General features: G+C 69.8%; 24 protein-coding genes and 1 riboswitch. Of the genes, 9 read left to right on the top strand and 15 right to left on the bottom strand.

The genetic code is table 11. The features are described from left to right. Positions 1 to 85: 85 nt before the first annotated feature. The 4 genes from Q1A98_RS08420 to Q1A98_RS08405 form a co-directional block, all read right to left on the bottom strand. Positions 86 to 388 (bottom strand): Dabb family protein, encoded by a 303-nt coding sequence (locus tag Q1A98_RS08420; protein WP_299571998.1) that lies wholly within the window; start codon positions 386 to 388, stop codon positions 86 to 88. A gap of 23 nt (positions 389 to 411) precedes the next feature. Continuing rightward, positions 412 to 906 (bottom strand): phospholipase A2, encoded by a 495-nt coding sequence (locus Q1A98_RS08415; protein WP_299571995.1) that lies wholly within the window; start codon positions 904 to 906, stop codon positions 412 to 414. Between the two features lie 74 nt (positions 907 to 980). Next, positions 981 to 1,988, bottom strand: a complete 1,008-nt coding sequence (locus Q1A98_RS08410) for an alcohol dehydrogenase catalytic domain-containing protein (protein ID WP_299571992.1) — start codon at positions 1,986 to 1,988, stop codon at positions 981 to 983. Positions 1,989 to 2,016: 28 nt separating this feature from the next. Continuing rightward, entirely contained in the window at positions 2,017 to 2,988 is a 972-nt protein-coding gene (locus tag Q1A98_RS08405) for an aldo/keto reductase (RefSeq protein ID WP_299571989.1), read from the bottom strand. An 85-nt stretch (positions 2,989 to 3,073) separates the two neighbouring features. Here Q1A98_RS08405 and Q1A98_RS08400 point away from each other — a divergent pair, with 85 nt between their 5' ends. Then, the gene (locus Q1A98_RS08400) at positions 3,074 to 3,445 is read left to right on the top strand and encodes an NTP pyrophosphohydrolase (RefSeq protein WP_299571986.1); all 372 of its coding nucleotides are present in this window, start codon (positions 3,074 to 3,076) and stop codon (positions 3,443 to 3,445) included. A gap of 28 nt (positions 3,446 to 3,473) precedes the next feature. Then, the gene (locus Q1A98_RS08395; RefSeq protein ID WP_299572807.1) at positions 3,474 to 4,298 is read left to right on the top strand and encodes an SDR family oxidoreductase; all 825 of its coding nucleotides are present in this window, start codon (positions 3,474 to 3,476) and stop codon (positions 4,296 to 4,298) included. A gap of 15 nt (positions 4,299 to 4,313) precedes the next feature. On the opposite strand, the gene Q1A98_RS08390 is transcribed toward Q1A98_RS08395, so the two are convergent. The 3 genes from Q1A98_RS08390 to Q1A98_RS08380 form a co-directional block, all read right to left on the bottom strand. Then, entirely contained in the window at positions 4,314 to 4,787 is a 474-nt protein-coding gene (locus Q1A98_RS08390; RefSeq protein ID WP_299571983.1) for an OsmC family protein, read from the bottom strand. A gap of 121 nt (positions 4,788 to 4,908) precedes the next feature. Continuing rightward, positions 4,909 to 6,453 (bottom strand): carboxylesterase/lipase family protein, encoded by a 1,545-nt coding sequence (locus Q1A98_RS08385; protein ID WP_299571981.1) that lies wholly within the window; start codon positions 6,451 to 6,453, stop codon positions 4,909 to 4,911. Positions 6,454 to 6,474: 21 nt separating this feature from the next. Continuing rightward, a complete protein-coding gene (locus tag Q1A98_RS08380) occupies positions 6,475 to 8,223 on the bottom strand; it encodes a DUF3556 domain-containing protein (protein ID WP_299571979.1) in 1,749 nt (582 codons plus the stop codon). Between the two features lie 137 nt (positions 8,224 to 8,360). Beyond that, positions 8,361 to 8,501, top strand: a riboswitch (cobalamin riboswitch). A gap of 149 nt (positions 8,502 to 8,650) precedes the next feature. On the opposite strand from Q1A98_RS08380, the gene Q1A98_RS08375 reads away from it, so the two are divergent. The 3 genes from Q1A98_RS08375 to Q1A98_RS08365 are packed head-to-tail and all read left to right on the top strand — an operon-like array spanning position 8,651 to position 11,486. Beyond that, complete coding sequence (locus Q1A98_RS08375) at positions 8,651 to 9,691, top strand: iron ABC transporter permease (protein WP_299571976.1); 1,041 nt, start codon at positions 8,651 to 8,653, stop codon at positions 9,689 to 9,691. Beyond that, complete coding sequence (locus tag Q1A98_RS08370) at positions 9,688 to 10,470, top strand: ABC transporter ATP-binding protein (protein ID WP_299571973.1); 783 nt, start codon at positions 9,688 to 9,690, stop codon at positions 10,468 to 10,470. Before Q1A98_RS08375 ends, Q1A98_RS08370 begins: the two co-directional genes overlap by 4 nt. Then, positions 10,467 to 11,486: an ABC transporter substrate-binding protein gene (locus Q1A98_RS08365; RefSeq protein ID WP_299571971.1), complete on the top strand. Its 1,020-nt coding sequence runs from the start codon at positions 10,467 to 10,469 to the stop codon at positions 11,484 to 11,486. Before Q1A98_RS08370 ends, Q1A98_RS08365 begins: the two co-directional genes overlap by 4 nt. On the opposite strand, the gene Q1A98_RS08360 is transcribed toward Q1A98_RS08365, so the two are convergent. Continuing rightward, complete coding sequence (locus Q1A98_RS08360; protein ID WP_299571968.1) at positions 11,483 to 12,505, bottom strand: LLM class flavin-dependent oxidoreductase; 1,023 nt, start codon at positions 12,503 to 12,505, stop codon at positions 11,483 to 11,485. The two genes, Q1A98_RS08365 and Q1A98_RS08360, sit on opposite strands and share 4 nt — an antisense overlap. 13 nt (positions 12,506 to 12,518) lie before the next feature. After that, the gene (locus Q1A98_RS08355) at positions 12,519 to 13,364 is read right to left on the bottom strand and encodes an alpha/beta hydrolase (RefSeq protein WP_299571965.1); all 846 of its coding nucleotides are present in this window, start codon (positions 13,362 to 13,364) and stop codon (positions 12,519 to 12,521) included. A 78-nt stretch (positions 13,365 to 13,442) separates the two neighbouring features. On the opposite strand from Q1A98_RS08355, the gene Q1A98_RS08350 reads away from it, so the two are divergent. Next, positions 13,443 to 14,051, top strand: coding sequence for a TetR family transcriptional regulator (locus Q1A98_RS08350; protein ID WP_299571962.1), 609 nt, complete (start codon positions 13,443 to 13,445; stop codon positions 14,049 to 14,051). A 7-nt stretch (positions 14,052 to 14,058) separates the two neighbouring features. Here the strand turns inward: Q1A98_RS08350 and Q1A98_RS08345 are convergent, their stop codons facing one another. Together Q1A98_RS08345 and Q1A98_RS08340 are read right to left on the bottom strand one after the other, a co-directional pair. Beyond that, on the bottom strand, positions 14,059 to 16,467 hold the full coding sequence (locus tag Q1A98_RS08345; RefSeq protein ID WP_299571959.1) for a Tex family protein: 2,409 nt from the start codon (positions 16,465 to 16,467) through the stop codon (positions 14,059 to 14,061). 17 nt (positions 16,468 to 16,484) lie between these two features. Continuing rightward, entirely contained in the window at positions 16,485 to 16,790 is a 306-nt protein-coding gene (locus tag Q1A98_RS08340; RefSeq protein WP_299571957.1) for a hypothetical protein, read from the bottom strand. A 185-nt stretch (positions 16,791 to 16,975) separates the two neighbouring features. Between Q1A98_RS08340 and Q1A98_RS08335 the strand changes: the two genes are divergently transcribed. Then, positions 16,976 to 18,343 carry an AarF/UbiB family protein gene (locus Q1A98_RS08335; protein ID WP_299571955.1) on the top strand — a complete coding sequence of 456 codons (1,368 nt, stop codon included), beginning with the start codon at positions 16,976 to 16,978 and terminating at the stop codon, positions 18,341 to 18,343. A gap of 73 nt (positions 18,344 to 18,416) precedes the next feature. After that, on the top strand, positions 18,417 to 19,103 hold the full coding sequence (locus Q1A98_RS08330; protein WP_299571953.1) for a DedA family protein: 687 nt from the start codon (positions 18,417 to 18,419) through the stop codon (positions 19,101 to 19,103). Positions 19,104 to 19,168: 65 nt separating this feature from the next. Here the strand turns inward: Q1A98_RS08330 and Q1A98_RS08325 are convergent, their stop codons facing one another. Continuing rightward, positions 19,169 to 20,869 (bottom strand): alpha/beta hydrolase-fold protein, encoded by a 1,701-nt coding sequence (locus Q1A98_RS08325; RefSeq protein WP_299571950.1) that lies wholly within the window; start codon positions 20,867 to 20,869, stop codon positions 19,169 to 19,171. Between the two features lie 195 nt (positions 20,870 to 21,064). Here Q1A98_RS08325 and Q1A98_RS08320 point away from each other — a divergent pair, with 195 nt between their 5' ends. Further along, positions 21,065 to 21,883, top strand: coding sequence for a DNA-formamidopyrimidine glycosylase family protein (locus Q1A98_RS08320; RefSeq protein WP_299571948.1), 819 nt, complete (start codon positions 21,065 to 21,067; stop codon positions 21,881 to 21,883). 397 nt (positions 21,884 to 22,280) lie between these two features. Here the strand turns inward: Q1A98_RS08320 and Q1A98_RS08315 are convergent, their stop codons facing one another. The 3 genes from Q1A98_RS08315 to Q1A98_RS08305 all read right to left on the bottom strand — a co-directional run bounded on the left by Q1A98_RS08315 (position 22,281) and on the right by Q1A98_RS08305 (position 24,699). Further along, the gene (locus Q1A98_RS08315) at positions 22,281 to 23,780 is read right to left on the bottom strand and encodes an FAD-dependent oxidoreductase (RefSeq protein ID WP_299571945.1); all 1,500 of its coding nucleotides are present in this window, start codon (positions 23,778 to 23,780) and stop codon (positions 22,281 to 22,283) included. 40 nt (positions 23,781 to 23,820) lie between these two features. Further along, on the bottom strand, positions 23,821 to 24,102 hold the full coding sequence (locus Q1A98_RS08310; RefSeq protein ID WP_299571943.1) for a hypothetical protein: 282 nt from the start codon (positions 24,100 to 24,102) through the stop codon (positions 23,821 to 23,823). Positions 24,103 to 24,183: 81 nt separating this feature from the next. Beyond that, positions 24,184 to 24,699 carry a hypothetical protein gene (locus tag Q1A98_RS08305; RefSeq protein ID WP_299571940.1) on the bottom strand — a complete coding sequence of 172 codons (516 nt, stop codon included), beginning with the start codon at positions 24,697 to 24,699 and terminating at the stop codon, positions 24,184 to 24,186. Between the last annotated feature and the right edge of the window lie 318 nt (positions 24,700 to 25,017).

The following is a 25,017-nucleotide window of genomic DNA, read 5'->3' as shown; positions in this document are numbered from 1 at the left end:
GGCCAGCGCGGCACCGCGCGCACGCGGGGCGCGTCGGACACCGTGGGCGCGAGGTTCGACCGTGAGGGCCATCGGGGACGGGCCGTCAGATCTCGAACTGCACGCGGGCGACCTGCTCGGCGACGGCGACGATCTCGGCCCGGTGGACGTTGTGCTCGGCGTCGACGTCGTAGCCGCGGTAGTCCTCCACGGTCGCCCAGTCGTTGGTGATCGCGAAATCCCAGCCGCCGTCGCGCAGACCGGCGTCACGGCCGGTGTGGTTGGCCAGACAACCGGGCAGGTCCAGCGCTGCGATACCCGCGAGCGCGGCCTCCAGTCGGGCGCGGTCCTGCTCGGCCTGCTCACCCTCCGCGGCACGCAGCCGCCCCATCACGACGTTGCGGATCATGGCGCCGAGTATGCGCCAGGGCGTCAGAGGTGCGCCGCGGTGACCGCCGCCCAGTAGATGTCGGCGGTGGCCTTGCAGGTCGAGTACCCCGTGCCGCTGGTGCCGTAGGCGTACGCGCAGTTGGTGATCAGGTCGGTGCGGAGCGCGGAGTTGCAGGCGGTGTACGAGGTGCCGGCACGGTCGGCGGCGTCGTAGCAGAGGTCGTGGCGCGCGCAGGGGCCGCGGAAGTCGGCCGCGAAGTAGCTGTCCGGCGACGACGTGCAGTAGTCGTGTCGCGCAACCGGTTCCAGGCTCGTGTCGTAGACATAGTTGCTGGGCACGGTGACGAACGCGGTCGCCCGCAGCGTCGTCCGCGACTGCTCTGACAGCGGCGGGCCCGGGTAGACCTGCGACGCCGCCTGCACCTGCGGGGAGATCGGGTACTGCTCGGTGGGCGTGGCGTGGGCGAGTGCCCCGTCGCCGACGAGGGCGAACAGGGTGAGGGCGGCAGCGGCGAGGACGACGCGCAGTCGGGTCATGAGCAGAGCGAAACACCTGCGGGGAACCGCTCACCCCGATGTCGGCGAACCCCCGGTGAACTCCGGCGGTCGGGTCAGAGGCGGATGACGGTGACCCCACCGGCGCCGGCACCCGGCGTGCCGAGGTCGGCGAGACGTCCCGGCGCGTCGTCGAGGCCGATCACGTCGCGGAGCAGCGGGCGCGGGTCGACGACGCCGTCGGCGATGTCGGCGAGCATCGCGGGGTACTCGTGCGCGGCCATGCCGTGGCTGCCGAGCAGCTGCAGTTCATGGGCGACCACGGACCCCATGGGTACGCCGGGATCGGTGTCGGCGCCGAGCAACCCGACCTGCACGTGTCGACCCCGCGGCCGCAGCGTCGCGATGGAGGCGCGCATGGTCGCCGGGGACCCGAACGCGTCCAGCGAGCAGTCGATGTCGCGCAGCCCGTCCGCGGACTCCACGACCTCGGCGGCTCCGAGATCCCGGGCCATCGCGCGACTGCGCTCGGACGGATCGATGCCGATCACGGTGGCCCCGCGGGATGCGGCGATCATCACCGCGGCGAGACCGACGCCCCCGCATCCGTGGACGGCGACCCGCTCGCCCTCACGCACCGCACCCACAGCGGTGACCGCGCGATAGGCCGTCGCGAACCGGCACCCGAGGCCGGCGGCGGCCTCGTCGGACACCGCGTCCGGGACGGCGACGAGATTGACGTCGGCATATCGCAGGGCGACGAGGTCGGCGAACGACCCGGCGTGGGTGAAACCGGGCTGCTGCTGGCGCTCGCACACCTGCTGGTCACCGCGCAGGCAGGTCGAGCAGGTGCCGCAGGCGCACACGAACGGGACGGTGACCCGGTCACCGGGCGACCACCGCCGCGCACCGGCACCGACCTCGACGACCGCACCGACGAGTTCGTGTCCGGGCACGTTCGGCAGCGGGATGTCGGGGTCATGGCCCTGCCATCCGTGCCAGTCCGATCGGCACAGGCCCGTGGCGGCGACGGCCACCACCACCCCGTCGTCGGGGCACACCGGCGGCGGCACGTCCCGCAGATCGATGGGTCCGCCGAAGCGCTCGTAGACGACTGCTCTCATGCGCCCGAGCCTGCCGCAGCGACCCCGGTCAGGAGAAGCCGACGATGGGCCGCGGGGCGTAATGCGCCTCCAGGGCTGCGATCTCGTCGTCGGAGAGCGAGACGTCCAGCGCGGCGACGGCGTCGTCGACGTGAGCCGTCTTGCCGGCACCGATGATCGGGGCGCTGACGACTGGCTTGTGCAGCATCCACGCCAGCGCGATCTGCGCGCGCGGGACGCCACGCGTCTCGGCCAGATCCGACACCGCGTCGACCGTCGCCTTGTCGCCCTCGTCGTACAGCGTCGACCCGAACTGGTCGGTCTGCGATCGCGTCGTCTCGGTGTCCCAGTCGCGGGTGAGCCGACCGCGCGCGAGCGGGCTCCACGGGATCACACCGATCCCCTGATCGGCGCACAGCGGGTGCATCTCCCGCTCCTCCTCGCGGTAGAGGAGGTTGTAGTGGTCCTGCATGGAGATGAACTTGCTCCAGCCGTGCAGCTCCGAGGTGTACAGCGACTTCGAGAACTGCCACGCGAACATCGACGACGCCCCGATGTAGCGGGCCTTGCCCGCCTTCACGACGTCGTTCAGTGCCTCGATGGTCTCCTCGATCGGCGTCGTCGGGTCCCACCGGTGGATCTGATAGAGGTCGACGTAGTCGGTGCCGAGGCGCCGCAGGCTGGTGTCGATCTCGGTCATGATCGCCTTGCGCGACGAGCCCCGCTCGTTCGGATGCGGGCGACCGTTGTTGTAGACCTTGGTCGCGATGACGACGTCCTCACGGTCGGCGAAGTCGCGGATCGCGCGGCCGACGATCTCCTCACTCGACCCTGCCGAGTACACGTTCGCGGTGTCGAAGAACGTGATCCCCTGTTCGAGGGCGTGCTGGATCACCGTCCGCGACTCCTCCTCGGGCAGCGTCCACTCGTGCGGCCCGCGGTCGGGCTCTCCGAAACTCATGCAGCCCAGGCAGATCCGCGAGACCTTCAGGCCGCTGCGACCGACGTTCACATACTCCACGACACACCCCTCACTCCGACGACGTCCCACCCGACCGTAGCCACGCTCGTCGTCGGCGGCACGAACCGGACATAGGGTCGCAGGCGTGGACGAGACCGTGATCGTGGTCGACGCCGCCAACGTCGTCGGTTCCCGACCCGACGGGTGGTGGCGCGATCGGCGCGGCGCGACCGAGCGACTGCGCGACGAGATCGCCGGCCTCGCGGCGACGGGAGTCGACGGCTCGGGATCGGCGCGCGTGGTCCTCGTCGTGGAGGGCGCCGCGCGCGGGGTGCCGTCCACACCGACCGTCGAGGTGGTCGAGGCGCCGGGGTCCGGCGACGACGCGATCGTGGCGGTCGTGGCCGACATCGCGGCGTCCGCGGAGCGCATCGCGGTGACGGCCGACCGTGAACTGCGTCGCAGGGTCACCGACCTCGGCGCGCGGGTGGTGGGTCCGCGAGCCGTCCGGGACTAGCAAGTCGGACATCGTCGTTGCGATGGGCATGGCTGAGAAGATCTGGTTCATCACCGGCACCTCGCGCGGCTTCGGTCGCGAGTGGGCGATCGCGGCACTCGATCGCGGCGACAAGGTGGCCGCCACCGCACGGGACACGTCGTCGCTGGACGATCTGGTGGAGAAGTACGGCGACGCGATCCTGCCGATCGAGCTCGACGTCACCGACCACGACGCGGACTTCGCCGCCGTCGCCCGTGCCCACGACCACTTCGGTCGTCTCGACATCGTCGTGAACAACGCCGGATACGGCCAGTTCGGGTTCGTCGAGGAGGTCAGCGAGTCGCAGGCGCGCGCCCAGATCGAGACCAATGTGTTCGGGGCCCTGTGGGTGACGCAGGCGGCATTGCCGTTCCTGCGCGAGCAGCGGTCGGGTCACATCGTCCAGGTCTCGTCGATCGGAGGCATCAGCGCGTTCCCCAACGTCGGGCTGTACCACGCGAGCAAGTGGGCCCTGGAAGGGTTCTCGCAGTCGCTGGCACAGGAGGTCGAGTCGTTCGGCATCCACGTGACCCTGATCGAGCCGGGCGGGTTCTCCACCGACTGGGCCGGCCCGTCGGCGAAGCACGCGGACACGATCGACGCCTACGAGGACGTCCGCGCCGCGGCCGAGAAGGCGCGGTCGCAGCGGTCGACGACACCGGGTGATCCGGCGGCATCCGGTCGAGCGATCCTCTCGGTCGTCGACGCCGAGAAGCCGCCCCTGCGTGTGTTCTTCGGCGAGGCGCCCCTCGCGATCGCCAAGGCCGACTACGAGAAGCGCCTCGCGACGTGGGAGGAGTGGCAGCCCGTCGCCCTGGAGGCGCAGGGCTGACCACTCCCGGCCGCGTCAGGGCAGGTCGGCGCGCGTCCAGTCGCTGACGAACTCCAGGCCACTGCGGATGTAGAGCTGGCTGACCGGGCACCGCCGCTCGACCTCCGACCTGAAGCGCGAGAACGTCTCGTCGTCGGCGTCGGTCTGCACGGTGACGTCGACGGTGACCTTGTCGAAGTTGGCGTTGCCGTCGGCGCCGGTGACGAACACCGCGGTGTCGAGGTCTCCCTGGATCCGGAACGTGAACTCGCCCAGCGTGATGCCGAGATCCTTGGCGACGATGGACGCGGTCACCTGATTGCACGACGTGAGCGCGCCCAGCGCGTACAGCAGTGGACTGGGCGCCGCGTCCTTGCCACCGAATGCGGGGTAGGCATCGGTGTCGAACTCGTGCTTGTTGTCGCCCTGCGCGACGAGGTGCTGCGCGACGCCGGATCCGGTCGCCTCGACGACGAACGGGACGACGGATGTGCGGATGGTGCTGGCCACGGGAACCTCCGGTGAGATGGCGATGGTCGGGCGTGACGTGCCCGACGCTCCAGCATGCCGATATCGCAGCCGTGCGCCAACTGTTGGGACCGGGCTGCGCGGAACCTCGCGGTCGGGAATGTCAGTGGAAGCTGAGCGGTTCCTCACCCCACGCCGCGCGGAGCTGCGCGTCGACGTCGGCGACGCGTTCGGTCGCGTCGATGACGAGGACACGACGGGACGCCGTGTCGTACGGAGGCCAGATCGGGTCGGCGTGATCCCCGTCGGGGCGACCGGTCGCCGCGAACGTGGCCCACCGACGTTGGATGCGCTCCGAGACACGTCGGGCGGTGCCGTGCCCACCGAGAAGAAACTCGACGCTGCGCTTGCGCGACCGGACGGCGCCGAAGACGTAGCCGAGTTCCGTCGCGTGCGTGGCGCCGATACCGAGCGCATTCAGCAGGCGTGAAGCCCAGTCGTAGCGGTAGAGGTACACCGGCGCGACCGTGCTGTGGCCGTCGGCGAGCCAGAGCGTCGGCATGCGGAAGGCGAGGTCGCGGGCGACGGCGAGTCCGCGAGATCGGGTGCGGACCCGCGAGTACGCGGACAGCACGTCCTGCTCGGCCGGGATCACCAGTTCGGGACGTTCGACGGCGATCTCGGAGAACAGACTGCGGATCGCGTCGGCCTTGATCGGGATGATCGACGACCGGATGAGACGGAACAGCGCGGCCTCGTGCTTGTTCGTGCCGATGACGAGCGGGACCGGCGTCGCCCGACCGGCCCGGAAGGCGTCGACGGGGTACTCGGGGACGAGGTCGCCGTCGACGACGGGCGCGAACGCCAGGCGCCCCGGGGACTCGGTGGGGATCGCGTCGAACAGCGTCGTCGAGGCCTCGAGCAGGGTCCGGACGGGCACGTCGCGGATCGCGCCGATGTCGTCGTGGTCGACGCCGACCATGTCGAGGAACCGCTCGGCGACGACGCGCGCGCGGGAGCCGTCGTACATCGACGTCGCGGGCGCGCTCTGCGCGATGGCCCGATGGAAGAGGCCGCGCGCCGCCGGGACGGTCATCAGCGTGGTGACGATGCCGCCGCCGGCGGATTCACCGAAGAGCGTGACCGACTCCGGGTCCCCTCCGAACGCGGCGATGTTGTCGCGCACCCACTCCAGAGCGGCGATGACGTCGCGCAGTGCGAGGTTGCCGTCGAACGCGTGGTCGTCGGTGGCGAACGACCCGAGTTCGAGGAAGCCGAAGGGCCCCAGCCGGTGGTTGACGGTCACCAGGACCACGTCGCCGTCTCGGACCAGTCGCGTGCCGTCGTAGAGGGGCTGGCTGGCAGAGCCGAGGATGTACGCGCCGCCGTGGATCCACACCATCACCGGCTTCAGGGCGGACGGATCGGCTGTGGCCGGTGCCGCGACGTTGAGGACCAGGCAGTCTTCGGAGACGGTCACGCCCTCCCCCAGGTCGAACATGGGGAACCGCGGCTGGGGTGCGGCGTGCCCGAACCGGGTGGCGTCGCGGACGTCGGTCCAGGGCTCGGGAGCGCGGGGTGATCGCCACCGGAGATCACCGACCGGGGCTGCCGCGTACGGGATCCCCTTCCACCGACGGACTTCGGAGTGGGGGTCGACTACGCCGCGCACCGGCCCGTGGGTCGTGGCGACCTCGAGAGAAATCACCCGACCATTCTTCCCGACAGCTCAGGGGACCGTCGGCGACGCCTCTCTGCTCCACGTCACGGTCACCGGGAGGTCGTCGTCCCAGGGTTGGCGGGTCGCCATGTCCGCGACGCGCATCTCGCCACGTTCGAACTCGCCGGTCGCCGCGTCGACGAGGCGATACCGCTGCCGTTGTCGGTGGATCGGCTGCGCCTCGAGGAGCACCACGCGCACCTCACCGGGCTCGAAGTGGCAGCGCTTCTGCAGGGATGCGATGAGCTGTTCGTTCGACAGGTGCCCGTCCCCGAAGTTCCAGCCCATCGCCATGCTGCAGATGCGCTCGCCGTCGGTGAGGACGAAACCGGACTCGTCGGAGCCGGCCATCGCCCGGTGGGCGAGGGTGAAGAGCGCTCGCCCGTGGGTGTTGAAGGCGCGGAACGCATATCCCTTGTACATCGCGATCTGCGCACCCTCGAGACCGCCGTAGACCCGCTCGAGCTGCGACGCCGGAAGGGCCGCGATCGCGACGATCCCGGCCTCGAGTTTCGCCGAGGCCGACGGGGTGATGCACCAGAGTCCGGTGTCCCAGTTGCCCGCGTAGTAGCGCATGCCGGGCAGGAACGACACGAGGTCCGGCCGCAGATTACCCACGACCACCGTCGCCGCACTGACGACGATCAGCGCGATCACCCACACGGGGTTCTCGATGTCGCCGAGGCCGAGATCCGCGTGCCCGACGAACAGCGCGAGCACCCCGAACATCATGAAGACGTTCCACTCCAGCGGCACACCCATCGGGATGGCCGAGAGGATCGCGAAGTGGAAGATCAGCATGATCGCCGCCGCCACCCAGGTGAGCCACCCGCCCGTCGACGCGAACAGCACGAGCCCGACGCACATCTCGATCACGGTGCTGGCGTGCGCGATCCACCGGGCCGGCCGTCCCGGTCGCAGGTCGTCGGGGAAATGTTCGAAGAACGATCGCTTGAGCCGCTTGGTCCGGATGATCGGGTTGTTCGACATCATCGTCGACACCACGAACGGGAAGTGCCTGTTCAGCTTCGACGTCGCCGCACCCATCCAGATGACGACGAACAGCAGCTTCGCCGCGACGACCATGTCGGGTGCCGAGAACAGGAATGTCACCGCGAACGCGCCGTACACCTCGCCCCGTGCCGCGAGGAAGATCGTCTTGTCGCGCAGACCGATCAGGGCGAGCAGGACGAGGATCGTCGCGATCTGCCACCGCGGGAGCAGCCCGACGCTGCTGTCGACGGCCGGTTGTGGCCCCGTGCCGCCACCGGCGAGTGCGACCACCAGCATCACGAGCAGCGCCGCGTAGATCGCGACGTCCACCGGGGTCCGGGTGTCACCACGGGTGAGCGGGACCGGGCGCGGCCAGGGTGGCTGGCGAATCGTCCTGGGCCGCAACCAGTACAGGATCGAGCCCATGGGCGGGAAGAACCTGTTGTTCAGCGGCCCGAAGCCGCATCCGAGGCCGACCACCTCGAACAGCATCGTGAAGAGGACGACCTTCTGGAAGACGATGGGCTCGTCGTACCACTGCGCCACGTCGGTGAACCCGCCGACACCGGGTGTCGACGCCGCGATGGCCCACGCGACGAGCACGTAGCCCGCGATCTTCACGACGTAGAAGAGATGCAGCACGACAGGCGTACCGAACCCGACCTCGGCCCAGTGGTGGGCCATCGGGCGGATCTTCTCCGCCCGCGTCCCTCGACTCCACTCGGCGAAATCGACCTGCGGGGACTCCTGCGTGATGAAACCCATGGTGGGCGACACCTTAACAACCAAGCGCTCGCTTGGTCAGGGGTTCGCGAAGTCGGACATGGTCGCGTGTAGCGTCCCCCGCGACGTCGGTGTGCCCCGCCGTCGACCGCCCACCGCGGTGGACGACGGGGCACGGCAAGAGGGAATCCGGTGCGAATCCGGAACTGCCCCGCAGCGGTGATCGGGAACGACGCGACAGACACGCACTGGCCCAGGCCGGGAAGCAGTCGCAGGTAGGTGGCACCCGTCGGGTGCCGAGCCCGGGAGTCCGAAGACCTGCCGGTGTCGGCCGCGCCGGCGAGGCGCGGTCGCTCATCGGCCTCGTGGGACATGGCTGGTGCGGCACTGCCCTCGGCGAACCGCGGCCTGCGTGGGATCGCCCGGGCGTCTGCGCCCTGTCGTCGACCGCGATCGACGGAAGGTCCCCATGGACGTCGGACGACGACGGGTCACGGTGCTGCTCACGCTGTCGGTGCTCGCGCTGGTGGTCGTGAGCGTTCTGGGACTGGTCGTCGGCAGTGTCGCCATCCCCGCGCGCGACGCGCTGGGTTACCTGTGGGCCGATCTGGTCGGCGGACACGTGGCGGCGACCGGCGTGCCCGGCTATCGCATCGTCGTCGAGTCCCGCCTGCCGCGCGTTCTCACCGGAGCAGCCGCGGGCGCCGGACTCGGCGTGGCCGGTGTCGTCATCCAGGCGGTCGTGCGCAACGCCCTCGCCGATCCGTACGTCCTCGGCATCTCCTCCGGCGCATCCGTCGGCGCGACGGGCGTGGTCCTCTTCGGCGCTCTGGGTGGTCTCGGTGTCTACGCCCTGCCGACGGCGGCCTTTCTCGGAGCGCTCGTCGCGACACTGGTCGTGCTGATACTCGCCCGCACCGCGTCCGGGCTGGAACCGCTGCGTCTCGTCCTGATGGGAACCGCTCTGGGATACGGGTTCTCCGCGATCACCACGGTGCTGGTCTTCCTGGCGCCCGCCGGCGACGCGGCACGCAGCGTGATGTTCTGGCTCCTCGGGAGTCTCGCCGCATCGGATTGGCACTCGGTGTGGCTGGTGGCCACGGTCGCGGCGCTCGGGTCCGGCCTGGCTCTGCTGGTCGCGCGGCACCTTGATGCCCTGGCGATGGGTGACGACGTCGCCGCGAGTCTCGGCGTGGACGCCGGCCGCTTCCGTCTGGTGCTGTTCCTCGGGGCCGCGGCCGTCGTCGGGATCATCGTGTCGGTCTGCGGCGCGATCGGTTTCGTCGGACTGGTTCTCCCCCACGTCGCCCGACTGCTGGTCGGCGCCGGCCACCGTCGGGTCCTTCTGCTGACACCGGTACTGGGCGCGGCGTTCCTGGTCGCCGCCGACATCGTCGCGCGGTCGATGGTCCCGCCCTACGACCTGCCGATCGGCGCGATCACCGCGGCGGTGGGCGTACCGGCCTTCATCCTCCTCATGCAGCGACGACACCGCGCTGGCACGCGATGACCGCGCCAGAGGTCCGGTACGAGGATGTCGCCGTCACCCTCGGTGACACCGCCGTCCTCCGCGATCTGTGCCTGCACGTCGGGGCGGGACGTTTCGTCGGTCTCGTCGGGCCCAACGGCAGCGGCAAGACGACCGTGCTGCGCTGTCTGTACCGCGCGCTGGCCCCGACGACCGGTCGCGTGACCGTCGGCGCACGGGACATCGGCGCGGTCTCGGTGCGGGAGAACGCACGTCAGGTCGCCGCCCTGACGCAGTCGGGTGGGATGTTCCTCGACTTCACGGTGCGCGAGGTCGTACGCACCGGGCGGCTGCCGCACACCCGGCTGCTGCGGTCGCTCTCCACCGGCGACGACGCGATCTGCACGCGGGCGATGGCAGACGCCGGCGTATCGCACCTCGCCGGTCGGCGGTTCTCCGAGCTCTCCGGCGGAGAGTCCCAACGCGTGCTCATCGCGCGGGCGTTCGCGCAGGAGTCCTCGGTGCTGGTGCTCGACGAACCCACCAACCACCTCGACGTCGCCCACCAGTACGCCGTCCTGCGCGCCGCGCGCGACCGCGGCATCACGGTCCTCGCCGCCCTGCACGACCTCAACATCGCCGCGCAGTTCTGCACAGAGCTCGTGGTGGTGTCCGGCGGACGGATCGTCGACAGCGGTACCCCGACCGCGGTCCTCACGGCCGACACGGTCCTCCGGTGGTTCGGAGTCGCCTGTCACGTCCTCACACATCCCCGAACCGGGGTGCCGCAGATCATCTTCGACGAAGGGACTTCCCCATGATCACCCACCGGAGACCCCGGGCCGCACTGGCAGCGCTGGCAGTGACCCTGCTTGTGGCGGGCTGCGGCGCCCGCATCGACGAACCCGCGGCGCCCTCCGGCACCGTCGGCACCGTGGACGTCACCAACTGCGGCGTGCCCCTGTCCATCCCGCACACCCCGACCAGGGTGGTGACCAACGACACCGGCATCACCGAGATGATGTTCGCGCTCGGTCTGGCCGACCGGATGGTCGGGTACACCACCTACGAGGGCAAGGACCGCGATGTCGACAGCTCACCGTGGCGGTCGGAGTTCGCGTCCACTCGATCACTGGGGACCGCGTTCACCCGGGAGGTGATCCAGGCGGCCGCCCCCGATTTCGTCTTCGCCGGATGGAACTACGGCTTCAAGGAGTCGACCGGGGTCACACCGGAATGGATCCGCTCCATCGGTGCCACGCCGTACCAGCTCACGGAGGCGTGTCGGCAGCCCGGCACCACCCGACGCGGCGTGGAACGGCCGCTCGACGCGCTCTACGACGATCTCGACAACCTCGGTTCCGTTTTCGGCGTGCGTGACCGGGCTACGACGCTGATCGACGGGTACCGCGCCGAGGTGGCGCGTGCGGCCGCGGGTGCGCCGCCGGCGGATCGCCGGGCGCGCGTGTTCCTCTTCGACAGCGCGGACCCGTCGCCCTTCACCTCCGGCCGCAACGCCGGACCGGACGAGATCATCGAGAAGGCGGGCGGCACGAACATCTTCCACGGGCTCGACGACTCCTGGACATCGGTGTCCTGGGAGGCCGCCGCACAGGCGGACCCGGAGGTGATAGTCATCGTCGACTACGGCGCCGGGCCGTCCAACACCGTCCAGGCGAAGATCGACGCGCTGCGCTCCCAGCCGCTGATGGCAGGGACCACAGCGGTCCGCGAGGGGAACTTCGTGGCGTTCCCGTACGCGGCGCTGGTGGAGAGTCCCCGGAACCCCGCGACGATCACCGCACTCGCCGCCTACCTCCGTGGCAAAGGCCGCTAGGTCGCAGGCGTCCAGCCGAGTGCGGGACCCAGACGGGTGGCCATGTCCTCGATGATCTGCGCGTAGTCGGCCTCGTCGAAAGAGAACGGCAGGGCGAAGGCGACCTCATCGGCGCGCTGGAACCCCGCGTGTGCGTGCAGTGCCTCGGCGAGTTCGTCGGACGTCCCGACCAGGTCGGGGGCGAACATCATCCCGCGGGGCCCCTGCGGTTCGCGGGTTCGAGCGAACCGCGACTGCGCGTACTCGCGGTATTTGCGGACCTGGTCGGGCGTCGCCGAGTCGGTGGGGATGACCACCAGAGCCTGCGAGACGCGCGCCCGCGCAGGGTCGGGGTGGTGGGCGCGGAAAGCGTCGATCTGCTCGGCCTGGATGGTCGCGAAGTCGCGCGAGACGGTCCCCTCCGTCGTCACCACCGACGACGTCAGATAGTTCAGTCGCTGCTCGCCCGCCCAGATCGCCGACGACAGCCCGCCGCCGTACCAGACGCGATCGGCCAGGCCGGGCGACTGCGGTTGCACCCGGCGGGAGTAGGTCTCGATGCCGACGACACCCTCGAAGTCACTCACCGGCTCGCCCCGCAGGCACCGCAAAAGCCGCATCACCCGCTCCTTGGAGAAGTCCTCCACGTCGTGGGTGTCGGGGTACAGCGCATGCCGGTAGTCGTCGTAGCGCATCGGCGTCCCCACGGAGACACCCGGATTGACACGACCGTCCGACAGGAGGTCGACGGTCGCGAGATCCTCGGCGAGACGCATCGGGTTCTCGAGTCCCAACGGGATGACCGCCGTGCCCAGTTCGATGCGACTGGTGCGCATGGCGGCTGCCGCCATGACGGCGACCGGCGAGGAGATCCCGTACTGCAGGTGCCGGCAGCGCAACCACACGCTGTCGAACCCGAGTTCCTCGGCGCGTTCGATGGTCCGGATCGTCTCGAGGTGACCCTCGCGGGGACTGTCGCCGTCGAAGCGTCCGATGGTCAGAAAGCCCAGCTTCCGCAATGGTGCACCCGCGCGTGGCATGGTCCCGCCCCTCTCACCGCGGCGAGGCGACCCGTCCGTCGACCCCAGCCCAGAACGCCATGATGGCATCAGCCGTGGCCGTGGGTCGTTCGAGCGCCGGGATCACCCGGGCACCGGTGACGGTGACCACGCGGGCGTCACGCATCGTGTCGGCGGCCTCCTGCGCCTGCTCCCCGGTCCACTCCCCGCGATCGTCGGTGGCGATCAGCAGTGTGGGACAGGCGATCCGACAGGCCGCGGGCAGCAGGTCCGTCCGGTTGAGGATGGCCGTCCGGATCGCCGCGATCATCGCCCGGCCCGACCGACGCAGCGAGTCGTCGAGGAGGGCGAGTGCCTCGGGGTCGTCGCGGCGCGTGGCGTCGGTGAACAACGTCTCGACGATCGCCGACCGCACGGGACCGCGCGCCCCGACCAGTCGGTACAGCGGCAGCAGCAGACGGACCTTGGCGCGCAGCGCGGGCGGGATCGGGAAGGTCGGGGCACTGATCGCGACGAGGCTGCGGACCAGGTCCGGCCGGGTGGCGGCCAGTTCCATGCCGACGTGCCCGCCCCAGGCGGTGCCCAGCCAATCCACCCTGTCCGCACCCGTCGACGAGCGGATCGCGTCGACGACGGTCGTGGCGGCACGCGCGCACGCCGGGATGTCGGCGGCAGCCCGCAGCGGGTCGCTGCTCCCCGACGACGGGCCGTCGACGAGGTAGAGGGGCCGAGCGGCGATCAGCGGCGCGACGCGGTCCCAGCTGCGCGAGTCGACGAACATGCTGTGCCACAGCACGACCGGCGTCCCCGCCGCGCCGGCGGAATCCGGCGCACGGACGTGCAGTCGACCGAGCTCGGTGTCGACGGTGATCGTGGCCATGGGGTCTCCTGACGCGGCCTGGGGGTGACTGGTATTCGTATTACACAGCGTCTAGTCAATTCTGTCTAGACTCCATCCGTGGCACGCGAGTACTCCTCGACGCTGCGCGCCGAGCGCGCGGGACAGAACCGACGTCGGGTCGTCGAGACGGCGACCTCGATGTTCTGCGAGCGCGGGTGGTCGACCACCACGATGGCCGAGGTCGCTGCGGCGGCCGGCGTCGCGCGACAGACCGTCTATCACCAGTTCGCGGGCAAACTCGAACTCCTCGACGCGTGTATCGATCTCGCCCTCACCGCCGGCGAGGGTGGCGCCGTGCGGGCGCTCGACGACTACCGCGCGATGGGCGACGGCACCCCGGAGAACCGCATCCGCGCAGGGGCGTCGTGGCTCCGCGGGGCGCACGAACGATCCGCGCGCATCCAGAACGTGCTCGACCAGGCCGCTGTCACCGACACCGACGCGGCGGCTCGCCTGCATGTCCGTGAACAGAACCGGTGGGACGAGGTCCGCCACGCGACGACGCTCATCCTCGGAGACGCGCCCGCCGACGACGTCGTCGACGCGATGTGGGTCCTCGCGTCGCGACGGATGTTCCTGATGCTGGTCGACGGCCGCGGCTGGACCCCGGCGCGATGGGAGAGGTGGTTCGTCGAGCAGTTGCGAGCGACGCTGGGCGTCGACTGAGGAGACGTCAGCGGCCGAATCCGGCGTCGCGCAGTGCCTGGGCCATGGCACCCGAGGCCGCGGGGGCGTCTCGGCGCGCACGGTCACCGCCACGGGGGCCTCCCCGCTTGCCGCCGCCCCGGCCGTCGCGCGGTCCGGAGGGGCGGGCGCCACCCGACGGCCTTTCGCCCGACGCCGTGTCCGCTCCCGGCTTCGCCCCGCGGCCCGGTCGCGTCGCCCCGACCTCGTCGGTCAACCGGAGCGTCAACCCGATCCGTTGCCGGTCGACATCGACCTCGAGGACCTTCACCCGCACCACCTGACCCGACCGCACGACCTCGTGCGGGTCGGACACGTAGCGATCGGACATGGCCGAGACGTGCACGAGCCCGTCCTGGTGCACGCCGACGTCGACGAACGCCCCGAAGGCTGCGACGTTCGTGACGACACCCTCGAGGACCATGCCCGGTCGCAGGTCGCCGACCTTCTCCACGCCTGCCGCGAAGGTGGCGGTCTCGAACGCCGGTCGTGGATCCCGGCCGGGCTTCTCGAGTTCGGCGAGGATGTCGGACACCGTCGGGACGCCGAACCGGTCGTCGGCGAAGTCCGCCGGCCGCAGCGAGCGCAGCGTGCGGGTGTCGCCGATGAGTTCGGCGAGCGTGATCCCAGTGCGGTCCAGGATCTTTCGCACAACGGGGTACGCCTCGGGGTGGACGCCCGACGCGTCGAGCGGGTCGGCGCCGTCGGTGATGCGCAGGAACCCCGCGCACTGCTCGAACGCCTTGGGCCCGAGTCGCGGCACCTTCAGCAGCTCGGCTCGGCTCGTGAACCGACCCGTGGTGTCGCGGTGACCGACGATCGCTTCGGCGAGGGCGGGCGTCACTCCGGACACCCGCGACAGCAGCGGCACCGACGCGGTGTTCAGGTCGACGCCGACAGCGTTGACGGCGTCCTCGACGACGACGTCGAGACTGCGCGCGAGGGTGACGGGGTTGACGTCGTGCTGGTACTGGCCGACGCCGATCGACTTCGGGTCGATCTTCACCAGCTCCGCCAACGGGTCCTGGAGTCGACGGGCGATCGACACGGCGCCGCGGATCGACACGTCGAGGTCGGGTAGTTCCCGGCTCGCGTACTCCGACGCCGAGTACACCGACGCTCCCGCCTCACTGACGACGGCCTTCGCGGGGGCCGCTGAACCGGAGGCACGGATGTCGGCGACCAGCTCGCTCGCGAGCGCGTCGGTCTCGCGGGAGGCGGTGCCGTTGCCGATCGCGATGAGGTCGACCCCGTGCCGCGCGACGAGTGCGCCGAGCGTCGCTTTGGCCGCATCCCACTGCTTCTGGGGCTGGTGCGGGAAGACCGCGCAGTGGTCGAGCACCTTGCCGGTCCCGTCGACGACGGCGACCTTCACGCCCGTCCGGAAGCCGGGGTCGAGTCCGAGGGTGGGACGGTTGCCCGCGGGCGCGGCCAGCAGGAGGTCCTTCAGGTTGGTCGCGAAGACGGCGACGGCGTCCTCTTCGGCGCGACGACGCAAGCGCAGGCGGGCGTCGGTCTCGGCGCCGATCGTGAGCTTGATCTTCCACGCCCACCGCACCGATCCGGCCAGCCAGGCGGTCGCCGGTCCCGGGTGGGAGAGGTCGACGCCCAGTGATCGCGCGACCATCGCCTGGTAGACCTCGTCCTCACCACCGTCGAAGGTCAACGACAGGACTTCCTCCTTCTCCCCGCGCAACACGGCGAGGACGCGGTGCGACGGCATCGTCTCCAGCGGCTCGGCGAAGTCGAAGTAGTCGCGGAACTTCTGGCCGGTCGGCGTCGCGGCCGCGGCCTCGGTGCGGGGAGCGGTGCGCAGCGTGCCGTCGGCCCAGAACTTCTCGCGCACGGCGCCGACGAGGTCCGCGTCCTCCGCGGCCCGCTCGACGACGATGTGTCGCGCGCCCTCGAGAGCAGCGGCGGCGTCGGCGACACCGTCGGTCACGAAGCCGGCGGCGATCGTCTCGGGCACGAGAGTCGGGTCGCCGAGGAGACGGCCGGCGAGGGGTTCGAGTCCCGCCTCCCGGGCGATCTGCGCCTTGGTCCGTCGCTTCGTCTTGTACGGGAGGTAGATGTCCTCGACACGCGACTTGGTGTCGGCCGCGAGCAGCGCGGCGCGCAGGTCCTCGGTGAGCTTGCCCTGCTCGTCGATCGAGGAGAGCACGGTGGCGCGTCGATCGTCGAGTTCACGGAGGTACTGCAGTCGCTCGTCGAGCCGGCGGAGCTGGGCGTCGTCGAGGCTGCCTGTCGCCTCCTTGCGGTAGCGCGCGATGAACGGGACCGTCGATCCCTCGTCGAGCAACCGCACCGCGGCGGCGACCTGGTTCTCGGCGACCGACAGTTCGTCGGCCAGCCGGGCGTTCACGGACTGGATGGGCGCGCTCGCTGTCACCCGCGGCACCCTACCGACGGCGTCGGTCAGTTCCCGTCAGGCGCGTCGGGGTCCCCGGGCCGGGGCACGTGTGTCTCCCACCGGGCTCGGCGTTCGTCCTCGGACTGCTCCCACCACGGCGTGCCGCGCTCGCCCAACGCGACCTTGGCCGCCTGTACGCCGGCCCGGGCGGCGCGGGAACCGTCGGTGTCGCGGACGGCCCGCCGCCAGGCCATCAGGATCGACCGCAACTCCGCGCCGCGGTCCTCGGGGATCGATGGATCGGTGGCGCGCCACCGTCGGCCGTTCACGACGATGTGGTGGCCGTCTGGGGTCCGCTCCGGCTCGGCCATGGGTCGACCCTGGCACGGACCGGTGGTAATTCGTCACAGAACACCCGTCTCGCGTTGACTCTGCCATCGCAGAACGGCACCCTCGCACAGTGGTCCGCACCAGCCCGTGTGGTGCGGCTCACGATGCGATGACCATCCGACCCCGACCCACGGATCCCACGATGACGACGCAGACACCTGAGGACATGACCACAGCCGACGACCCGCGTCCGGCGATCACCGCTGACGTCGATCCCGCCGAGGGCGTGTACAACCGTCTTCCCCACGTGTCGCCGATCGCCGAGGCCCGACGCATGGGTGTGACGGCCTTCCAGGTGGCGCGCGGCGGTGTGGAGTTCGTGGCCGGCGTGCGTCCCGGATCGCCGCTCGCTCCACTGGCCGCGCGCGAGGTCCGCGACGTCTTCGAACGACTCGGCCCGACGTACGTCAAGCTCGGGCAGTTGATCGCGTCGAGCCCGGGCGTCTTCACCCCGCTGCTCTCGCGGGAGTTCGAGTCACTGCTCGACCGCGTGGCCCCCGCGCCGGGCGACGCCGTCGAGAAGGTGTTGACCGACGAACTGGGAGCGCCGCCGTCGGAGGTGTTCGCCGAGTTCGACCGCACGCCGATCGCGTCGGCATCCATCGCGCAGGTCCACACCGCGACGTTGCACACCGGTGAGCGAGTGGTGGTGAAGGTGCAGCGACCAGGGATCGCGCCCCGGTTGGCCGCCGACGTGCAGATACTGACCCACCTCGCCCGCCTCGCCGAGACCTCCGAGTACGGGCGGATGCTCAGCGCTCGGGACGTCGTCGACGACTTCGCCGCCGGGCTGAACGCCGAGGTCGACTTCCGCAACGAGGCGTCGGCGATGGAGGATTTCGTCGCCGGTCTCGCCGGGACAACGCTCGCCGACCGGGTGCGGGTCCCGCGCGTACACCGCGAGTTCACGACCGCCGCGGTGCTCACCATGGAGTACGTCGAGGCGGTCCGCATCGACGACGCCAAGGCGGTCCGCAAGGCCGGCCACGACGGCACCGAGCTGGTCCGGACCCTGCTGCTGTCCTTCCTCGAGTCGGCGTTCCACGGCGGTGTGTTCCACGGCGACCTGCACGCTGGCAACGTCCTCGTCGACGCCGAGGGTCGTCTGGTGCTGCTGGACTTCGGGATCGTCGGACGCTTCGACCCGCGGACCCGCCGCATCATGCGACGGCTCGTCGGCGATCTCTTCCTCCGCAACGACTACGAGTCGGCCGGGCGCGCGCTGTTCACGCTCGGCGCGGTGAAGAAGCCGGGAGGCACCCGAGATGGGGCGAAGGACATGCGACGGTTCGTCGCCCCGACCGCGGGCAAGGGACTCGGCAGCATGTCCTACACCGACCTGGGCAAACAGCTCGCCGACCTCGCGCGCGCCTATGATCTTCGTCTCCCCCGGGAGCTCGTCCTCGTCGGCAAGCAGCTGCTCTACGTCGAGAAGTACATGAAGCTCCTGGCCCCGAATTGGCGCGCTCTCACCGATCGTGAGCTCTTCACGTTCATGTCGAACCTGCTGACCGAGGACGAGAAGGGCCGCTGACCGGTTCGTCCGGATCTGGATGATGGAGGGAGGCGGCAACCCGGCCGCCCCCTGACCACAGGAGTTCGCCCGCGTGACGACGCTGACGATCACTGCCGCCGAGGGCCACGGGTTCACCGGCATCACCGGCTTCGCCGCCGACGTCCTCGAGCGTTTCGGGAGTGCGGGGATCGGGTTCCTCGTCTTCCTCGAGACCGTGTTCCCGCCGATCCCCAGCGAGGTGATCCTGCCGTTCGCGGGATATCTCAGCCACACGGGGACGCTGTCGTTGCCGGCGTTGATCGTGTGGAGCACCGTGGGCGCCTGGCTCGGCGCGCTCGTCCTGTACGTGCTGGGCCGCGTCGTCGGCCTCGACCGCACGGTCGACGCAGCCGTGTGGACCCGGATCGTCAGCCGCCGAGACGCCGAGCGTGGCGCCGATTGGTTCCGCCGGTTCGGCAAGTGGTCGGTGTTCCTCGGGCGGATGATCCCGGGTGTCCGGTCGATCATCTCGCTTCCCGCCGGTGCCGCCGCGATGAACCTTCTGGTGTTCAGTGTGCTGACGCTGCTCGGCTCTTTCCTGTGGAACGGCCTGCTGCTCGGTGCCGGCGCCGCGCTCGGCACGCAGCACGAGCGCTTCCACGACTACCTGGGGTACTTCGACTACGTCGTCTACGCGATCATCGCGGCTGCGGTGGTGACCCTGGTGGTGCGGCGACGTCGGCACCAGCGGGAACAGGCCCGGGCCGCCGACGACGATCGGCTGCCTACCGCCGGCTGACCCGATACGACGAACGGCGCCCCCCGTCGCGATGACGAGGGGCGCCGCTGTCGTGTGTAGCTGTGTCAGGCCGCCGAGGCGGTGGCCGTCGTCTCGGTCTTGGTGACCGTGGTGGAGCCGCTGGTGCCCGTCGATCCGCTTCCCGTCGAGTCCGACTCCGTCGAAGGCTTCGTCGCCGAAGTGTCCGTCGAGGACGTCTCCGGCGCCGAGGTCTCCGTCGTCGACGGGGTCGACGTGCTCGGTGCGGTCGACTCCGATCCCGTCGAGGCCGACGTCCCCGAGTCCGACGACTTGGTCGGTGCGGGCGACTCGGAGGTCGACGGCGCCGATGAGGTCGGTGTCGATTCGACCGGCGTCGACGAGGCCGGAGGCGTACTGGTCTCGGTGGTCGAGCCCGATTCGGTCGAGGTCGAACCCGAAGTGCCGGTGGCGGTCTCAGACGTCGATCCGGACGCCGCGGTTTCGTCCGACGAGGACGATCCCGTGGCGACCTTCGACGGCACGTTGAGCGCGGAGGTCCCATCCGCCGACTGCACGAGCGAGACACTCTTGGCGAGAGCCGCATTCGTCGAAGTCAGGGTGGAGGACGGGCCGGCCACCTTGGCCAAGGTGTTCGTGTTCTCCTTGGCCTGCGCCGCCGCGAGGGCCGCCTCGATCTCGGCCGCGTCCTGCGGAGCGGTCTGCGCCCACGAGTAGAAGTCGTGGCTGCCGAAGTTGTAGTGGAACCGGACCGGCAGGCCCTGCGCGACGGCCTGGGCGTTGAGCAGCATCGTCGAGACGAGCGAGCCCATCTCGATGGCGGCACCGGTCGCGATGGTGACCGGCAGCGTGATGATGCCGGCGATGCCCTGCGAGGCGGCGAGCGCGAGGATCGTCTTCAGCGGCGGGATGCCGTTGCCGACCGAGATGATGATGGTCTGCCCGTTGGCCTTCGCCTCGGCGATGCGCTTGCTGACGTCGTTCTGCGCCCAGATGTTGCCGGGCGTGTTCGGGACGCCCCACATGCCGGAGCCACCGTTGCTGATGCCGGTGTACGTCTGCTGGATGTACGGGATCGCCTGGTAGCCACCGGCATTGTCGGTCTGGTAGAAGCCCGAGAACGACCGGGCGACGGCGAACACCGTCGGGTTGTTCAGCGCGGTGATGATGGCCGGGCCGCCGGACATCGAGACGCCGACGATCGCGTTGTTGTTCTTCTGGACGTCGAAGTTCTCGTTGAGGTAGTCCGGCAGCTCCTGCGCGAGGAACGTCTCCCACTGCGGACCCTTGGTGGTCACGCCGTTCTGGACCTTGTCGCCCTGCCAGTTGGTGGCCCACTCACCGGCGCCGCCGGCGGGGAGGACGAGGTTGACGCCCTTGCTGAACGCTTCCACCTCGCCGACATCCGCGTTGGCCCAGGTGCTTCGGTCGTTGTTGGCGCCGATGCCGTCCAGGAAGTAGACGCCCTGCTCGGTGCCGCCGGCCTCCTGGTTCGACGCGCGGACCTGCACGTTGACCTCGCGACCGAGCGCGTTCGAGTAGAACGTGCAGGTCTGGATCTGCCGTTGCTGGTCGGACGTGCTGGCCCAGGTGCAGTCCTTGCGAAGCTGGTCCGGGTTTGCCGCGAAAGCAGGTCCGGCGACGCCGAGCGCGACCGCCGCGGCGGTCACGCCCGAGGTGGCCAGGACGAACTGCGCCTTCCGCTTGCTCGACGAAGCGGCGGTCCGCTCGCGCCGACGAGCGGCCTTCTTCTCTGCGGCGCGATGACGCCCGCTGTTGTTCCCCACTGGAAAACCTTCCCCCAAAAGAATGTGACTGTCGCTGAAGAGCTGAATGCGACCCCCTGGGCGTAAACATACATTGAGGAACCGCCGTTTGTCGCTAGTGATCGGAGATTCCGCGCGTTCGACCGACAACGACCCCGCGCACCGCTGTTGTCGCAGGCCAGTGCGCCGCGCCGCGGGAGCCGGTACACCGGAGTCATGCCCGAACTGCCCGAGGTGGAGAACGCGCGCCAGGTGGTCGAGAAAGCACTCGACCGGACCATCAGCGACATCGACGACCACGACGAGTACGAGTGCCGCCCCCACCGGCCCGGAGAGATCAAACACGCGCTCGTCGGTGGCCGGCTGACGGCGGCGCATCGCCGCGGCAAGGCGATGTGGTGCGAGACCGAGACCGCCGACGGAGCCGAAGGTCCCACCCTCGGAATCCATCTCGGCATGGGTGGGCGTGTCATCGTCACCGCTCCCGAGGGCGAGGACTCGTCGGACTACGGCGGGGGCAACGCGAAGATCGGCGTCCGGAAGAAGGACAAGCCCGAGTGGACGCGCTTCTCCATGTCCTTCGACGACGGCGGGCAGCTGCGCCTGTTCGACAAGCGCCGCCTCGGCCGGGTGCGGCTCGAGCCCGACATCGACGCGCTCGGTCCGGACGCCGCGGAGATCACCCGCGAGGAGTTCCGCAGCATGATCGCCGCGAGCAAGGCGCCACTCAAGGCGCGACTGCTCGACCAGAACGCGATCGCGGGTATCGGCAATCTCCTCGCCGATGAAGTGCTGTGGCAGACGAGTTTGTCGCCGTCGCGACGATCGAATTCTCTCTCGGAATCAGACGCCGACGAATTGCGTCGAGTTTTACGAAGGTGCACAAGATCCGCTATTCGAAAGGGAGGTGTTCACACCGGCGAGATCATTCCCTACCGCAATGCCGACTCGAATTGCCCGCGCTGCGGCGCACCGATGAAGCGCGGGACGGTCGGCGGCCGCACCACCTGGTTCTGCTCGAAGGAGCAGGGCTAGAGAACATCACAGCGATGGCCGAGACGAGAAGGACGAGACCGTCGCCACGGCGGTGACCCGAGGGAGCGGGGCACCCTCACGACCTCGCACGTAGTCGCGAGGCCGCCCCGAAAGACCACAGCGCCGAGGCGACGGCTCGTGTCGGAAGGGCCGCCAGCAGCGGCTCGTCGGGCTCCGACCACGGAGTTCACGTGTGACCATCGCCCTCACCCGGGAGGCGTCAGACCTTGTGTCGGCGCCGGTCGCGACCCTTTCGACCACCCGATCGTCGCCGATGTCGTCGGTGTCCTCACAGGGCCGAAGGTCCTCGTCTGCGAGGACCACCGGCGGCCCTGGGAGACATCTCGGGTCCGTGCTCAGCCGAGATGCTTGCCCGTCAGCATGTCCTCCTCGACGCTCAGCCGCCGACGACCGCCGGTTTCTGGGCGGCCTGCAGCATCGCCCGGTACTCGCGTTCTCGGGCGGTGAGTTCGGGGCCCGGGATCGCGCCGAACGCAGCGGCATCGCGCAGGAACCGCTCGCGAGCATCAGGCAGCGCGTCGGGTCCCTCGAGTCGGAAGCAGCTCGGCGCGAGCGGGCCGAACAGCAACGCGCGCTGCAGGTCCGGCCACATCTCGGGTGTCGGCTCCACGCCGGCGGCCCGTGCGAACGTGATGGCGGCAAGGTTCATGCGGGTCTTCTGCGATTGACCGCGGCGGGCACGGTAGGCGATCACCGCATCCCGCTGATCGGCATCCGACGGCATCGGGACTGCGCCGCCCCACGCGTAGGCGATCCAGCGGGCCTGGAGTTCCAGCGGCACGAAGTAGCCACCCGACTGATCCCACATCCCCACCAGCGCGAGACCGGGTAGATCAGGGTGGAAGGTGTACCGGTCGGCGTCGATGTGCGCGTCGTCGATGTCGAGTGCCTCCCGCACCTCGTCGGAGAGGAACGGGATGTCGACGGAAAACCCGGTCCCGAAGAGGATCGCGTCGAACTCCTCGCGACGTCCGTCAGCGAAGGTCACCTCGTTGCCCTCGACCGATCCGATCCACGGCCGCACCGTGATTCGTCCTTCGGCGACCAGCGGCAGATACGTCTGGTTCAGGGTGACGCCGGCCCGGAACAGTAACGGGTCCGCCGCCGGTGCGCCGTATTGTTCGGGCGCGCCGCCGGCCTCCACGACGATCTCACGGAGCTGCCGGTCGATCTCCGCCGGCGGAAGCGACTCTGCGGCGAGCGCTCCGTAGCGGGTGAAGATGCGATGGTCGGACGGCACCCCCGCGGCGAACTTCGGCAGCACGTAGCGCTGGCGGCGCTGGGTGATCGTGACCGTCGAGGCCCCGGACTGCGCCAGCTCGGCGGCGATCTCCAGGGCACTGACAGCGCAGCCCGCCACCAGCACGCGCTTGCCGCGGTACTCCTCGGCCCCGCGGTAGTGGAATGTCGACTGCGCTGTGCCCGGGAATGTCTCGAGACCCGGAACCGGCGGGAACGACGGAGATCGAAAACGTCCGGTCGCAATGACCACTCGGTCGAAGATCTCCACGGTGGCCGAGTGTTCGACGCGCCACCGGTCGTCCTCGCGATCGATGACGTCGACGCGGGTGCACAACCGGATGCGGCGGGTGAGGTCGAACGTCTCGGCGTAGCGGTGGAGATACGCGAGGATGTCGCGGTTCGACGGGAAAACGACGTCGGCGTCGTGGTCGAGATCGCCGAAGGCGGTGAGGATCCGACTCGTGTTGGTGTGCATGGCGGGCCACACCCCGCTCGTGCGGGGTCTTCCAGACCACTGGCCGCCAAGGGTCGGCCCCTCCTCGAACAGGTCGACGTCGAAGTTCTGCGCGAGGAGCCACCGTGCCGCAACCAGCCCTCCGGGCCCTGCCCCGATGACCGCTACGGTCTCGCTCATCGAGTCACTGTCGCACGACGCGGCGCCTGATCGGGTCAGGTCAGCAACTCCCGCCGGAGTCGCCTCCACTCGATCCGCCGTCGCTGGTGCCGCACGAGCCGCTGTCGAACCCACCCGAACCAGAACTGTCGAAGCCCCCGAGGCCGAGAAGGCCGACGGAACTCCCGTTCGTGCCAGGGTCCGAGGTCCGCCCGTAGCGGGGGACGATTCCAGCTCTGCCCACCCGCGAGGGGTTCTCCCCCGGCTTCAGCCCGCCACGATTGCGCGCCACGAGTGCGACGCCCAGCGCCACGAGGCCGAGGATCACGAATCCCGTCACCATGTCGCCCTCCATCCGTCGGCCCGTCGTACAGATGACCTGTGACCGTCATCGTCACCCCGTCGGGCCGACGACGCAACCGGTTCAGCGTGGGGGCGTCAGGCGGTAGACGAGCCCTGCGACATCGTCTGTGACATAGAGCGAGCCGTCGGGACCGGGTACGGCGTCGACGCTTCTCCCCCAGCGCGATCCGTCGGCGTTCTGGAACCCGGTCACAAGAACACGGAGGGCACCGAGGGACTTCGTCGCGTCGTTCCACGGCGTATACGCGACGTAGGGCTCCCGCGGAGGCTTCCGGTTCCACGACCCGTGTGCGGTGACGATCGCGCCGTCGGACAACGCCGCCGGAAGCGCTGTGCCCCGTGTGAACCCGAACCCGACGGGCGCACTGTGTGCCGGCATCCCGAGCATCGTCGTGCCGATACGCGAGCAGTTCAGTTTGCTGCCGTCCGCATTGAACTCGGGGTCGTTCACGTAGCCGATGTTCAGTCCGTCCGGCTTGCCGCGCGAGTCCGGCACGCACAGCGGCCAACCCATGTCGGTCCCGGGCGTGATGCGCGAGATCTGATCGTTGGGGTGGTCGTTGATGTATGACTGCACCTTCCCGCCGTACGGGTTGTCGTCGTGGAACGGGTACGGCTGGTTGTCGTCCTCGTTGATGGCGGTGAAGATCGAGCCGTCCGGCGCGATCGACAGACCCTCCCCGTTGCGGACACCGACCGCGAGGGTGCGGTTGCCGGTGCCGTCGAGTCCGATCTCCGCGATCGTCGCGCGGACCGGCGTCGCTGTGGTTGGCGGTCGACCCCACGTTGTAGACGATGCGATCGCCGTCGACGGCCATCATCTTGCTGTCGTGGCCGCCGGTGGGCAGGTTGTCGATGATCCGTCGGTCCGAGATCGCACCGTTCGCGTAGGTCC

This window comes from uncultured Williamsia sp. (assembly GCF_947494875.1).
Taxonomy (GTDB): domain Bacteria; phylum Actinomycetota; class Actinomycetes; order Mycobacteriales; family Mycobacteriaceae; genus Williamsia_A.
This window is presented reverse-complemented; position numbering and strand designations above follow the sequence as displayed.

Excerpts from the sequence above, each read along its gene's own strand:
- Q1A98_RS08420 (WP_299571998.1), bottom strand. The coding sequence starts at position 388 with ATGATCCGCAACGTCGTGATGGGGCGGCTGCGTGCCGCGGAGGGTGAG.
- Q1A98_RS08415 (WP_299571995.1), bottom strand. The coding sequence starts at position 906 with ATGACCCGACTGCGCGTCGTCCTCGCCGCTGCCGCCCTCACCCTGTTC.
- Q1A98_RS08410 (WP_299571992.1), bottom strand. The coding sequence starts at position 1,988 with ATGAGAGCAGTCGTCTACGAGCGCTTCGGCGGACCCATCGATCTGCGG.
- Q1A98_RS08395 (WP_299572807.1), top strand. The coding sequence starts at position 3,474 with ATGGCTGAGAAGATCTGGTTCATCACCGGCACCTCGCGCGGCTTCGGT.
- Q1A98_RS08380 (WP_299571979.1), bottom strand. The coding sequence starts at position 8,223 with ATGGGTTTCATCACGCAGGAGTCCCCGCAGGTCGATTTCGCCGAGTGG.
- Q1A98_RS08375 (WP_299571976.1), top strand. The coding sequence starts at position 8,651 with ATGGACGTCGGACGACGACGGGTCACGGTGCTGCTCACGCTGTCGGTG.
- Q1A98_RS08370 (WP_299571973.1), top strand. The coding sequence starts at position 9,688 with ATGACCGCGCCAGAGGTCCGGTACGAGGATGTCGCCGTCACCCTCGGT.
- Q1A98_RS08365 (WP_299571971.1), top strand. The coding sequence starts at position 10,467 with ATGATCACCCACCGGAGACCCCGGGCCGCACTGGCAGCGCTGGCAGTG.
- Q1A98_RS08360 (WP_299571968.1), bottom strand. The coding sequence starts at position 12,505 with ATGCCACGCGCGGGTGCACCATTGCGGAAGCTGGGCTTTCTGACCATC.
- Q1A98_RS08355 (WP_299571965.1), bottom strand. The coding sequence starts at position 13,364 with ATGGCCACGATCACCGTCGACACCGAGCTCGGTCGACTGCACGTCCGT.
- Q1A98_RS08340 (WP_299571957.1), bottom strand. The coding sequence starts at position 16,790 with ATGGCCGAGCCGGAGCGGACCCCAGACGGCCACCACATCGTCGTGAAC.
- Q1A98_RS08335 (WP_299571955.1), top strand. The coding sequence starts at position 16,976 with ATGACCACAGCCGACGACCCGCGTCCGGCGATCACCGCTGACGTCGAT.
- Q1A98_RS08320 (WP_299571948.1), top strand. The coding sequence starts at position 21,065 with ATGCCCGAACTGCCCGAGGTGGAGAACGCGCGCCAGGTGGTCGAGAAA.
- Q1A98_RS08315 (WP_299571945.1), bottom strand. The coding sequence starts at position 23,780 with ATGAGCGAGACCGTAGCGGTCATCGGGGCAGGGCCCGGAGGGCTGGTT.
- Q1A98_RS08310 (WP_299571943.1), bottom strand. The coding sequence starts at position 24,102 with ATGGTGACGGGATTCGTGATCCTCGGCCTCGTGGCGCTGGGCGTCGCA.